Annotated in this window: 12 protein-coding genes, 1 rRNA gene, 1 other RNA gene and 1 other annotated feature; of the genes, 11 read left to right on the forward strand and 3 right to left on the reverse strand. The window is 38.0% G+C overall.

Annotated features, from left to right (window positions below; genetic code table 11):
- Positions 1-306: 306 nt before the first annotated feature.
- Positions 307-1,278 carry a YaaC family protein gene (locus AC4D4B_RS19250; RefSeq protein ID WP_491000813.1) on the reverse strand — a complete coding sequence of 324 codons (972 nt, stop codon included), beginning with the start codon at positions 1,276-1,278 and terminating at the stop codon, positions 307-309.
- Positions 1,279-1,390: 112 nt separating this feature from the next.
- Between AC4D4B_RS19250 and guaB the strand changes: the two genes are divergently transcribed.
- From guaB to serS, 3 genes are all read left to right on the forward strand, one after another.
- Positions 1,391-2,857: an IMP dehydrogenase gene (gene guaB, locus AC4D4B_RS19255; RefSeq protein WP_491000814.1), complete on the forward strand. Its 1,467-nt coding sequence runs from the start codon at positions 1,391-1,393 to the stop codon at positions 2,855-2,857.
- 123 nt (positions 2,858-2,980) lie between these two features.
- Positions 2,981-4,303 (forward strand): serine hydrolase, encoded by a 1,323-nt coding sequence (locus AC4D4B_RS19260; RefSeq protein ID WP_491000815.1) that lies wholly within the window; start codon positions 2,981-2,983, stop codon positions 4,301-4,303.
- Positions 4,304-4,374: 71 nt separating this feature from the next.
- Positions 4,375-4,603 (forward strand) — a binding site (T-box leader).
- 52 nt (positions 4,604-4,655) lie between these two features.
- Positions 4,656-5,936: a serine--tRNA ligase gene (serS, locus tag AC4D4B_RS19265; protein ID WP_490997283.1), complete on the forward strand. Its 1,281-nt coding sequence runs from the start codon at positions 4,656-4,658 to the stop codon at positions 5,934-5,936.
- A gap of 514 nt (positions 5,937-6,450) precedes the next feature.
- Here serS and AC4D4B_RS19270 read toward each other — a convergent pair.
- Positions 6,451-7,125 (reverse strand): deoxynucleoside kinase, encoded by a 675-nt coding sequence (locus AC4D4B_RS19270; protein ID WP_490997282.1) that lies wholly within the window; start codon positions 7,123-7,125, stop codon positions 6,451-6,453.
- Positions 7,122-7,760, reverse strand: a complete 639-nt coding sequence (locus AC4D4B_RS19275) for a deoxynucleoside kinase (protein ID WP_491000816.1) — start codon at positions 7,758-7,760, stop codon at positions 7,122-7,124. Before AC4D4B_RS19275 ends, AC4D4B_RS19270 begins: the two co-directional genes overlap by 4 nt.
- Positions 7,761-7,903: 143 nt before the next feature.
- Between AC4D4B_RS19275 and tadA the strand changes: the two genes are divergently transcribed.
- The 8 genes from tadA to AC4D4B_RS19315 all read left to right on the forward strand — a co-directional run.
- Positions 7,904-8,401, forward strand: a complete 498-nt coding sequence (gene tadA / locus AC4D4B_RS19280; protein WP_491000817.1) for a tRNA adenosine(34) deaminase TadA — start codon at positions 7,904-7,906, stop codon at positions 8,399-8,401.
- A gap of 91 nt (positions 8,402-8,492) precedes the next feature.
- An RNA gene (ffs, locus tag AC4D4B_RS19285) (signal recognition particle sRNA large type) lies at positions 8,493-8,757 on the forward strand.
- Positions 8,758-8,885: 128 nt separating this feature from the next.
- Positions 8,886-10,574, forward strand: a complete 1,689-nt coding sequence (dnaX, locus tag AC4D4B_RS19290; RefSeq protein ID WP_490997279.1) for a DNA polymerase III subunit gamma/tau — start codon at positions 8,886-8,888, stop codon at positions 10,572-10,574.
- Positions 10,575-10,592: 18 nt separating this feature from the next.
- A complete protein-coding gene (locus AC4D4B_RS19295; RefSeq protein ID WP_490997278.1) occupies positions 10,593-10,916 on the forward strand; it encodes a YbaB/EbfC family nucleoid-associated protein in 324 nt (107 codons plus the stop codon).
- A gap of 11 nt (positions 10,917-10,927) precedes the next feature.
- On the forward strand, positions 10,928-11,524 hold the full coding sequence (gene recR, locus AC4D4B_RS19300; protein ID WP_490997277.1) for a recombination mediator RecR: 597 nt from the start codon (positions 10,928-10,930) through the stop codon (positions 11,522-11,524).
- A gap of 24 nt (positions 11,525-11,548) precedes the next feature.
- Entirely contained in the window at positions 11,549-11,761 is a 213-nt protein-coding gene (locus tag AC4D4B_RS19305) for a YaaL family protein (protein WP_491000818.1), read from the forward strand.
- 77 nt (positions 11,762-11,838) lie between these two features.
- Positions 11,839-12,105, forward strand: coding sequence for a pro-sigmaK processing inhibitor BofA family protein (locus tag AC4D4B_RS19310; protein ID WP_491000819.1), 267 nt, complete (start codon positions 11,839-11,841; stop codon positions 12,103-12,105).
- A 302-nt stretch (positions 12,106-12,407) separates the two neighbouring features.
- Positions 12,408-12,466: ribosomal RNA gene (locus AC4D4B_RS19315) — 16S ribosomal RNA — on the forward strand; the annotation flags it as partial.

Below are 12,466 nucleotides of genomic sequence, written 5' to 3' on the forward strand. Positions count from 1 at the left end.
CGCGAGTCCCTGTGAGAGTAGGACGTTGCCGGGCAATACAGAAACCAGTTCAGTTTATGAGCTGGTTTTTTTGTGCGGTTTTTTAGACTGGGGAATCCCTTCGAGCGCTGACAGTGATGGAGATGCCAATTGTTGTGAGATAGAAGGAAGGTGTGTCTAGTCCAATTAGATAGATGCAGTGAAATACCTCTCCATCCACCTTCCCTAGGAATATAGAAAGGGACACCCAGAATAAAACGGCTTTTACTTGATTTCCACCTATCAACCCTTTTGCATAGCCGCACTGACTTTTAGATTAGAAGTTCTCTATATACAATCTAACCACTCCGCTATCAAGAATGGGATTTTAATTTCGGCTAGACTCAGTAAGCTATTGATAAAGGGAAGATCATAAAAAGGCATCTCCTTAAATAAGTCTGACCACCACTCTGTTTCATATCTGGAAATCATACTGAGGTTATACAATAGTAAATAGAGTATTAAGAGATCTGGTAAGGTAGTGGCTAATCCTTCTTTTTGTAAGGAAAGATGGTATGTGTCAGAATGTATATTAAATCTAAAGGGTATGCTCCCAAGTTTGGGAAGGTATGCTTGCTTGAAATGCAGATGCATTATGTTTCTCTCCAGATGTATTTCCTGTATAGGTAACCCCCACTTAGAGTTAAAAAAATCCCTAAACCGTTCTGAGGTCATTTTATAATGATCCAAAATGAAAATAGGTAGTTCGACTACAGTGTGCTCATTATTAAAAAGGACTTCAGTACTTGTACATTTATTTTTTAATCTTTTAAAAAGGATTCCAAGTTCCGGAATCTCCTGAAGTATGTCAACCATGGCTATTTTTTCGTTTTCCAGTTGCTTTATTCCATATATTTTCTCAGCTGTATGAGTAAATAACCCATGGCGCTGAATTTTAATTTCATCAAAAAGAAATTCATATTGTTGTTTTTTCTTTTTCCTCGTGGATACCCCATGAGATAAAACAGCGGTTGTTTCTGGATAGAGCGGATCGACAACTAATAGACATGCTTTTAAAAAATGCGTAAACCCATAATATAAAAGAAGCGGTTGTAGCTGAATAGGAAGATTATCTAGCTGTTTAAAATAAAGCATTCCAGTCTCAAGGTAGGAAATAAATTTGTTGCAGTTATCGTAACTATATGTATCGGCATTCAGTAATTCTAATTTATTATAGGCTTTTTTTAAGTATTTCTGTGTGTAGTTTGTTGAATAATAAGGTGAAAACAGATGATTATAATCATAATGTTGTTTAGCCATAACTGCTCCTCTTTAATTGATTGAAAATTTAAACTAATTACTTTTACCTTGACAGTAGTTTGTCCAATTGTTAATCTACAAATAAAATTTTTTTGGGAATGGAGGACATAATATGTGGGAAAATAAATTTTCCAAAGAAGGCTTAACCTTTGATGATGTATTGCTTATACCAGGTAAATCCGAAGTGTTACCTAAGGATGTATCACTAAAGGTGAGTTTAGCAGACAACTTAGCCCTAAACATTCCTATAATAAGTGCGGGTATGGATACTGTAACTGAATCTGAAATGGCTATAGCAATGGCTAGACAAGGCGGACTCGGTGTTATTCATAAGAACATGTCTATTGAACAACAAGCTGAACAGGTTGATAAGGTAAAACGATCCGAAAATGGTGTCATAACAAAACCATTTTTCTTAACTCCAGAAAACCAGGTTTACGATGCGGAGCATTTAATGGGCAAATATAGAATATCTGGTGTTCCTATTGTTAACAACAAAGAAGAAAAGAAATTGGTAGGTATTATAACAAACCGTGATATGCGCTTTATTCGTGATTACTCTATGCGTATTGATGATGTTATGACAAAGGAAAACTTGGTAACAGCTCCTGTTGGAACTAATCTAGAAGAGGCGCAGAAAATTCTACAGCAATATAAAATTGAAAAGCTCCCTCTAGTGGATGAAGAGGGTACACTTCAAGGCTTAATCACTATTAAAGATATTGAAAAAATAATTGAATTCCCAAGATCAGCAAAAGACAAATACGGAAGATTACTTGTCGCTGCTGCTGTAGGTGTTACATCTGATACCATGAAGAGGGTAGAGATGCTGGTTAGCGCAGATGTAGATGCCATTGTATTGGATACAGCTCATGGACACTCTAAAGGTGTACTTGATAAGGTACGTGAAATTAGAGAAACATTCCCTGAGTTGACTATTATTGCAGGGAATGTGGCAACTGCTGAGGGTACAAGAGCGTTAATTGAGGCTGGAGCTGATATTGTAAAAGTAGGTATTGGACCTGGTTCTATTTGTACAACACGGGTTGTTGCTGGTGTAGGTGTGCCACAAATCACTGCCATTTATGATTGTGCTACTGAAGCAAGAAAGCATGGTAAGTCGATTATTGCAGATGGTGGAATCAAATACTCTGGCGATGTTGCCAAAGCATTAGCAGCAGGCGGACATGCCGTTATGCTGGGCAGCTTACTAGCAGGAGTGACTGAAAGTCCGGGAGACACTGAAATCTTCCAGGGCAGAAGATTTAAAGTATACAGAGGTATGGGTTCAGTAGCAGCGATGGAAAAAGGATCTAAAGATCGTTACTTCCAGGAAGATGCGAAGAAATTTGTTCCTGAAGGTATAGAAGGAAGAATCCCTTATAAAGGTCCATTATCTGATACGATTTACCAGCTAATTGGTGGTCTTCGTGCAGGTATGGGATATTGCGGAACGAAAGATTTGAAAGAACTCAGGGAAAATTCGCAATTTGTCAGAATGACTGGAGCGGGATTAAAAGAAAGTCACCCGCATGATGTACAAATTACAAAAGAGGCACCGAACTACTCTTATAACTGAGTTTCAATCACTAAAGAAAAGAAGGCAGAGTATCTTTATACTCTGTCTATTTTTTTTAGTCCTTTTATGGTACAATAACAAAAGTGTTTAATCGACAATCATTGATAATCAGGGGGGATATACTTGAGACAGGCAAAACAATTAACTTCTTTACTTGCTGTATTAACATTACTTGTTACATTTGTTTTTCCATTCACGAATACAACTGCATATGCCGAAGACGAGCTAGGGCTGAGTGCTGAGGCAGCAATACTAATAGATGCGACTAGTGGAAAGATTCTTTACGAAAAAAATTCTGATAAGGTGCTTGGTGTAGCTTCTATGTCAAAAATGATGACAGAGTATCTTGTATTAGAAGCTATTGAAGACGGGAAAATTAAGTGGGATCAAACTGTTACAATTGACGAATATGTACATAAACTCTCAGGAGCTCCAGGTTTATCAAATATAGGTTTGACACAAGGTGAAACTTATACTGTTAAAGAGCTTTACGAGGCAATGGCCATATTCTCAGGTAATGCTGCTACAGTAGCTCTAGCACAAGTGGTTGGCGGTACTGAAAAGAACTTCGTAAAATTAATGAATGAGAAAGCTGAAGAGTTGGGTTTGAAAGATTACAAATTCGTTAACTCATCCGGTTTAAATAACTCAAGCCTGCTTGGCCAGCATCCAGCAGGTGATGAGAATGATGAAAATCTTATGTCAGCACGTGCAACTGCTAAGTTGGCATATCATTTAGTTACAGACTATCCTGAGGTGATAGATACTGCTAAAAAGCCAGAATTAAAATTTAAAGATGGCAAAACATATAAAAATTTCAACTGGATGTTGCCAGGATTGATTGCGGAATATAATGGTGTAGATGGATTAAAGACTGGTTCTACAGAATTTGCCGGCAACTGCTTCACTGCAACAGCTGAAAGAGATGGAAAAAGGTATATCTCAGTTGTAATGAAAGCCGACAGTAAAATGTCACGTTTTTCAGAAACTGAAAAAATACTAAACTATGCTTTTAATAATTTCTCCACAGAAGAAATTGTAGCAAAAGGATATCAAGTAAAAGGTCAAAAAACTTTACCTGTTGCAAAAGGGAAAGAAAAGTCTGTAGCTATTGAGACAAACAAGGCAATTAACCTTATTGTAAAAAATGGCGAAGAGGAAAATCTTAAAACTAAACTAGTATTAGATAAGGACAAGCTTGATGAAGATGGCAATCTGGTGGCTCCAGTGAAAAAAGGAGATAAGGTTGGTTATCTAACTCTTGAATCTGACAATAATGATCTTGGCTTCTTAACAGAGGAAGGGCAAAAAAATATCAGCGTTGATGTTGTAGCTGCTGAAACTGTTGAAAAGTCAAACTGGTTTGTATTATCCATGAGAGCAATCGGAGGCTTCTTCGGTGACATGTGGGATAGTATTACTGGCGCAGTTAAAGGTTTATTCTAAAATTTTATTTTTTGATTGAATATAGTTGCACGAAGAGTGTATGATAGTTAATAGAATATTAAATGAATAAACGAATAGCGTTGATGAGAACCAGTAATCAGAGTAGCATATCTGAAGAGAGCCAGTGGGTGGTGCAAACTGGCGATATCGTCTGATGAATCCATCTCGGAGCAGGATATCGAAATCTTGAAGGAGAATAAATATCCTCGGTTTTAAAAGCCGTTATCTTATGAGGTGGTAGGCATTTATATATATGCCTATAACTAGGGTGGCATCGCGGATTAAACTTCCGTCCCTTTTTAGGGACGGGAGTTTTTTGTTTGTTTACAATACTTTAAAGGAGGAGTTCAATATGCTTGATGTAAAACTATTGCGTGCAAACCTTGAGGAAGTTAAGGAAAAGCTAAAACACCGTGGGGAAGATTTGAATGATCTTGATAAATTTGAGGATCTGGATAAACGACGCAGAGAATTAATTGTTGAAACTGAACAGTTAAAAAGCAGAAGAAATGAAGTCTCTCAACAAATTGCTATGTTGAAAAAAGAGAAAAAGGATGCCGATGCATTAATTATTGAAATGCGTGAGGTTGGCGAAAAAATAAAAGGCTTCGATCAGGAATTACGTACCATTGAAGAAGAACTGGATTCAATTATGATGACCATTCCTAATATTCCACACGAAAGTGTTCCTGTTGGAGATTCTGAGGATGAAAATGTTGAGGCACGAAAATGGGGAGAAGTGAGAGACTTTGGATTCGAGCCAAAGCCACACTGGGAGATAGCTGCTGATTTAGGAATCATTGATTTTGAACGAGCTGGAAAAGTTACAGGCAGCCGCTTTGTATTCTATAAAGGATTAGGCGCTAGACTTGAACGTGCTTTAGCAAGCTTTATGCTAGATCTGCACGTTGAAGAACATGGCTATACAGAAATGCTTCCGCCTTACATAGTTAATCGTGCAAGCATGACAGGAACCGGCCAGCTTCCTAAGTTTGAAGAAGATGCTTTCTTAATTAACAGTGAGGACTACTTCCTAGTTCCTACTGCTGAGGTTCCGGTTACGAACTACCACCGTGATGAAATACTATCTGGCGACGAGTTGCCAATCAGCTATGCTGCTTACAGTGCTTGTTTCCGATCTGAGGCAGGATCCGCAGGTCGTGATACACGCGGATTAATTCGCCAGCATCAATTTAACAAAGTAGAGCTCGTTAAATTTGTAAAGCCGGAGGATTCTTATGAAGAGTTGGAGAAACTGACAGGCCATGCGGAAAAAGTTCTGCAACTGCTTGGGCTTCCTTACCGTGTATTAAAAATGTGTACAGCGGATCTCGGGTTCACAGCAGCTAAAAAATATGATTTAGAAGTTTGGATTCCAAGCTACGAGACGTATCGTGAAATTTCTTCTTGCAGTAATTTTGAAGCCTTCCAGGCTCGTCGTGCCAATATTCGCTTCCGCAGAGATATAAACGCTAAGCCTGAGCATGTTCATACATTAAATGGATCTGGTCTAGCGATTGGACGTACTGTTGCTGCAATCCTTGAAAATTATCAGCAGGAAGATGGATCTGTATTAATTCCAGAAGCTCTTCAACCTTATATGGGTGGAAAAAAAGTTATTACAAAAGCTTAAGATATCCCTCTAGAGGATGATCATATTTAAAGCAACCATTGTGACGTGCATTCCCATAGTTGCTATATACGTGGAAGGGTTGCCAAAGTCCATCTGAAAGGACGGAGTTTGACCCTCCTGCGCTAAATATGTGTATAAATAAATATTAACGAACAAAGGGGTACCCACATACTCCATGTATTCGTTTGTGGATATCCCTTTGTTGTATACAAATGAACTGCCCCTTAAAAGTTAGACATTAATCTACCTTTTAAGGGGTGTTTTAATAGATGTTTTAATAAAGGATAATATATTGAAGTGGTTAAATTGGGTTCGAATTATTTGTGATATAACTGTAAGCGTAGGAATAGCTCTATCTGTTTTAGGTGGGTGGAGAGCATAGGGAATTACGGGAAATAAAGGCGGGCTATATCTAATAGCAGAATGAAAGAGAGATAAAATTAAAGGACCTGATTCCAGTAAGAATAGTGGAATCAGGTCCTTTAAGTAGCCTAACAGGTAAAATGTATCGTTTTTAAAATACCTTTTTCAATTTTCCAGATTGCTGAATTTGTTCTGATACACGTTCGAGAATATCGTGAACAGCATTTGGATCTTCAGCTAAATCATAATCTTTAATATTTAATCGCAATATTGGGCAAGCATTAAAGGAATTAATCCACTTTTCATATCTTCCGTGCATTTCCTCCCAATATTCTACAGGAGTTTGCTGCTCCATTTCCCTGCCGCGTAGTTGAATACGGCTAAGAATATCATCCAGGGAGCCTTCCAGATAAATAAGTAAATCAGGATGCGGAAAATATGGGGTCATCACCATAGCTTCAAAAAGACTTGTATAGGTTTCATAATCTGTTGGATTCATGGTTCCTTTGTCATAATGCATTTTTGCAAAGATGCCTGTATCCTCATAAATAGAGCGATCTTGAATAAAACCACCGCCATATTCGAAAATACGTTTTTGCTCTTTATAGCGTTCTGCTAAGAAATAGATTTGGAGATGGAAGCTCCAACGTGAAAAATCAGCATAGAAACTGTCAAGATATGGATTGGTATCCACCTTTTCGAAAGAAGTACGAAAATCGAGTTCTTCTGCTAATGCTTTTGTTAATGTAGATTTTCCAACGCCGACGGTACCGGCTACAGTAATAACAGCACTTTTAGGGATTTGATATTTAGGATGAAGAATCATGAACAAACTCCTTTTTGCAGTTGATTAGATACAGACGTTAAGATCAAATCCAGGTCTTCTCTTCTGAGGATGAAGTCCATTTCATCGCCATTAAAGCGAAGTACCGGAATATCAGGATGAGCTGATTCAAATTCATTCATGAATTGAGCGTAGTCTTCTGATAACTGCATTAAATATTTTTCACTTATATTTTTCTCAAATTCTCTGCCGCGGAGTGCAATTCGATGCATGAGCGTTTCAATACTTGCATCCAGATAAATGACCATATTAGGTCTTGGCATATCCATGGTTAGGATGGAGTATATGTCTTTGTACTTGCTGAATTGAGACTCTTGTATAGTTCTTTGGGCAAAGATGAGATTTTTAAAGATATGATAATCTGCTACGACTGGTTGATTATTTTGGATATACTTTAGTTGAATATCCTCTAATTGTTTATAACGATTACATAGAAAGAACATTTCTGTCTGAAAGCTCCATTCCTGTATATCATCATAGAATTTATCTAAAAACGGATTTTCATCAACTATTTCCTTTAGCAGCTTATATTGAAAATGGCTGGCTATTGCTTTCGCCAATGAAGTTTTCCCCACACCAATGGGACCTTCAACAGTGATAAATGGGGTATGGTTCATATGAGGTCCTCCTTACCTTTATGTTACTCTTTTCTAAAGACCGAGTATTATTGTACCATATAGACTTAAGAATTCATTATAAATAATATTGATAAATAAAGTCCATATTTTTATAATCCTACTGTTTAAGGGGTTTTAGCAAAATGAACGATGATAAATTTTTTATGCAAGAAGCAATTAAACAAGCAAAAGCTGCACAAGACAATAATGAGGTTCCAATTGGAGCGGTTATTGTTAAAGATGGAAAAATTATTGCACGTGGGCATAATCTTAGAGAGACAAACCAAAGTGCCACTGCTCATGCTGAAATTCTGGCAATCCAGAATGCTTGCGAGAAATTGGGAACTTGGCGACTTGAAGGGGCATCTCTTTATGTGACATTGGAGCCTTGCCCGATGTGTGCCGGTGCTATTTTGATGTCTCGCATCGATCGGGTAGTATATGGTGCAAATGATCCAAAAGCAGGCTGTGCGGGAACATTTATGAATCTTCTCGATGACTCGCGTTTTAACCATCAATGTGAGGTAATTACAGGGATATGTGAAGAGGAGTGCAGTCATTTATTAACTTCCTTTTTCAGAGACTTAAGGGAAAAGAAAAAACTCGCAAAGAGAAAGAGACAGTCGGAAAACAATGGATGATTTTACAGGTTCAAGATATTGCATTTTTATTTATTTATAGGTATACTAATTTATGCGTCAGTAAAGACGCCTAATATTGGTTTCAAATTTGCCGTGCTAGGTGGGAAGGTAGCGGTGTCCTGTACTTGCAATCCGCTCTAGCAAGACGGAATTCCCTCCCTCGGTAGGTACTCTGTAGGGTCTGACCTTTGTAAGTGGTGTTGACGTCTGGGTCCTGCGCAATGGGAACTTATGAACCCTGTCAGGTCCGGAAGGAAGCAGCAGTAAGTAAGACCTCTCATGTGCCGCAGGGTAGCCTGGACCGAGCTAACTGCATTGGTTCCGCTTATGGATATCTATCAACGGAGGGTGCACGGCAGTTATTTTACATAAAAAGATTAAAACCATTCAATTCAGAATGGTTTTTTTTATACATTTTTGCCGTTTGTAAATGTCACCATTTACGATATAATATAAGGGATTATGTAAGGAAGGGGCAGGAATATTGGGTTATCAAGCATTATACCGAGTTTGGCGTCCTCAGGCTTTTGAAGATGTGATCGGTCAGGAACATGTTACTAAAACGCTCCAAAATGCCCTGCTGCACCAAAAAATATCCCATGCATACCTTTTTTCAGGTCCACGTGGGACAGGTAAAACAAGTGCAGCGAAAATATTAGCGAAAGCAGTTAACTGTGAGCATGCCCCGGTTCAGGAGCCATGTAATGAATGTGCATCATGCAGGGGGATAACAGATGGTTCGATCTCTGATGTATTAGAAATTGACGCAGCCTCCAATAATGGAGTTGAAGAAATTCGAGATATACGTGATAAGGTAAAATATGCGCCATCATCGGTTAAGTACAAAGTGTATATCATTGATGAAGTTCATATGTTGTCAACAGGGGCCTTCAACGCTTTATTAAAAACACTTGAAGAACCACCGGCTCATGTTATATTCATTTTAGCTACTACCGAGCCACATAAAATTCCTCTCACTATTATTTCAAGATGTCAACGCTTCGATTTCAAACGCATCACTCCACAGGATATTGTCGGAAGGATGGAAAGAATCTTAACTGAAACCGGCATTTCATACGATCAGAATGCATTATTGGTTATCGCAAGAGCGGCAGAAGGCGGTATGAGGGATGCCTTAAGTTTGCTGGACCAAGCCATATCATTTGGTTCGGACAACATAACGTTAGAGGATGCACTGACCGTTACTGGAGCTGTATCGCAATCTTTTTTAACTAAGATTGTAAGTGCAATCTATAAGAGAGATACAGCCGAAGCATTAAATCAACTCCAAGAATTATTAGCTTTGGGGAAAGATCCAATTCGTTTTGTTGAAGATATGATTCTTTATTTTCGGGACATGCTCCTTTATCAGGCGGCACCAGAGCTCGAGGATTCTATGGAAAGAGTTTATATAGATCAAGATTTCAAGGAACTTGCTGAAAACATTTCATCAGATCAGCTTCATTTTTGGATTGATCAATGGAATCGTTCTATTCAGGAAATGAAGTGGTCCAGTCATCCTAGAATATTTTTAGAGGTTTTGTTGGTAAGGCTTTGCCAAAGTGAACCGGAAAGCAGCAAGAGTTCAGTTTCAGATGATACGATTCAAAAACTAATGAATAAAATTAATCAACTGGAAACTGAATTAAACGCCATACGTGAAAATGGAGTTGCGATTAACAAAGACTCAGCTCCTGCCAAAGAAAAACCTAAGGTAACAACAAATCGATCATTTAAAGTGCCGGTAGGCCGAGTTAACGATATATTAAAAAGAGCAACCAAGCCGGATTTATTAAAGATAAAAAGCAATTGGGGCGGAATGCTTGAATCGCTGAAAAAATCACAGGCGGCATTATTAAATGATGCAGAACCTGTAGCTGCCTCTAATGATGCTTTTGTGTTAAAATTCAAATATGAAATTCATTGCCAAATGGCTATGAATAATCAGGAGTTCATCAGTGGTTTAAAGGGTACACTACAGCAAGTGACAGGCAATGCATATGATATTGTTGGCATACCGGAAGAAAGCTGGCATAAAATTCGCCAGGAGTTTGTTTCTACTCAAAAACAAGACCAACCGGAATCTCAAGAGACAAATGAGGAAACAGAAGATCCGCTGATTTTTAAAGCAAGAGAACTTTTCGGCGATGAACTTTTAGAAATAAAAGATTAATTTTATGGAGGTAACAATATGCGCGGAATGGGCAATATGCAAAATATGATGAAACAAATGCAAAAAATGCAAAAGAAAATGGCGGAGGCTCAAGAAGAGCTTGGTCAAAAACGAATCGAAGGTACAGCTGGCGGCGGCATGGTGACAGTTATAGCTACAGGCCATAAAGAAATCGTTGATGTGAAAATCAAAGAAGAAGTAGTGGATCCTGACGATATCGAAATGTTGCAGGACCTTGTGCTTGCAGCTACAAATGACGCTTTAAGAAAAGTGGATGAATTGACGAATAATACAATGGGTCAATTTACTAAAGGGTTAAATTTACCGCCAGGATTCATGTAAGGAGAAAAATCATGCATTATCCTGAACCGATATCCAAATTAATAGACAGTTTTATGAAATTGCCAGGTATTGGCCCGAAAACGGCCGCCAGACTGGCATTTTTTGTTTTGGACATGAAGGAAGACACTGTGTTGGACTTTGCGAAAGCATTAGTCAATGCAAAGAGAAATTTAATGTACTGTTCTGTATGTGGGCATATTACAGATAAAGATCCTTGCTATATTTGTGATGATGATTATCGCGATAAATCTATTATTTGTGTCATACAAGAACCAAAAGATGTAATTGCTATGGAGAAAATGCGAGAATTCAACGGACTTTATCATGTGTTGCATGGCAGTATTTCTCCAATGGATGGAATAGGACCCGAAGATATAAATATTCCAAGCCTATTGAAGAGATTGCAGGATGAAACGGTAAAGGAAGTTATTCTGGCTACAAACCCTAATATTGAAGGAGAAGCAACAGCTATGTATATCTCCAGACTATTAAAACCAACTGGTATAAAAGTTACTCGTATTGCTCACGGTCTTCCAGTTGGCGGTGACTTGGAATATGCAGATGAGGTTACCTTATCAAAAGCTATCGAGGGTAGAAGAGAATTGTAACGATGGTAAGGAGGAAATACCTTGTTGTTTCGTAGAAAAGGAAAGCTGCGCAAGGAATTTGATGAAAAGCTTCTGGAGGATATCGGTACAATGAAGGCGAATTGGTTTAACCATAAAAGCCTTATCGAAACGAGTTACGATCCTTCATTTGATACAATCTCCCAAGCAAAGTTGAGTGAATTAAAATATTATTATTTATTTAAAGAAGCACGGAAACGGAAAATATCAGTCAAGTAGGTGATGAGTACTAAACAATTGTTCTAATTTAATGGCCTGTCTCATACAGTATGAACAAATACTTGGGAGGGGTTTAATTGGAACATGGTGTATTTATCGCTGTTGTTGTCGGTATGATTCTTTTATTATTCCTGGTTGGGACACCTTTTAAGCCATTAAGGTTACTGGGACGTTTTTCAATCAAGCTGATTATGGGGGCCGTTATATTATATATTGTTAATATAGTAGGCGGAAAATATGGAATGCATATCCCGATTAATCCATCCACTACGCTTGTATCTGGAATTTTAGGTTTCCCAGGAGTTGCAGCTTTACTAGTAATTCAAAAATGGATTATCCCTTGAAAAGTTAGGCTGCAATCAGCAGTCTAACTTTTTTTAAAAAAAGTATTGCAATATAGATATGTAAGTGGTATATTAATAAACGTCGCTGCTGCAGTAAATAATATGAAGCAAGCGATAAAGAAAAAATAAAAAAGTTGTTGACAAGAGGTTGCTAACTTGATATGATAGTTAAGTCGCCAAAACGACAACAAAACAAATTGTTCTTTGAAAACTAAACAAAACGAAACGCCAAGCAAGTCTAAAAAAACAAGAGATTTTTAAAATCTCGTCAATTTGCTTTAAATTTTAGCTAGATCAAACATCTTTCGGAGAGTTTGATCCTGGCTCAGGACGAACGCTGGCGGCGTGCCTAATACATGCA

The organism is Pradoshia sp. Z6_59 (genome assembly GCF_058267515.1).

Bases quoted from the DNA above. Each gene is read 5' to 3' on its own strand.
- AC4D4B_RS19275 (WP_491000816.1), bottom strand. From the start codon at position 7,760: ATGAACCATACCCCATTTATCACTGTTGAAGGTCCCATTGGTGTGGGG.
- AC4D4B_RS19270 (WP_490997282.1), bottom strand. From the start codon at position 7,125: ATGATTCTTCATCCTAAATATCAAATCCCTAAAAGTGCTGTTATTACT.
- serS (WP_490997283.1), top strand. From the start codon at position 4,656: ATGCTTGATGTAAAACTATTGCGTGCAAACCTTGAGGAAGTTAAGGAA.
- guaB (WP_491000814.1), top strand. From the start codon at position 1,391: ATGTGGGAAAATAAATTTTCCAAAGAAGGCTTAACCTTTGATGATGTA.
- recR (WP_490997277.1), top strand. From the start codon at position 10,928: ATGCATTATCCTGAACCGATATCCAAATTAATAGACAGTTTTATGAAA.
- AC4D4B_RS19295 (WP_490997278.1), top strand. From the start codon at position 10,593: ATGCGCGGAATGGGCAATATGCAAAATATGATGAAACAAATGCAAAAA.
- tadA (WP_491000817.1), top strand. From the start codon at position 7,904: ATGAACGATGATAAATTTTTTATGCAAGAAGCAATTAAACAAGCAAAA.
- AC4D4B_RS19250 (WP_491000813.1), bottom strand. From the start codon at position 1,278: ATGGCTAAACAACATTATGATTATAATCATCTGTTTTCACCTTATTAT.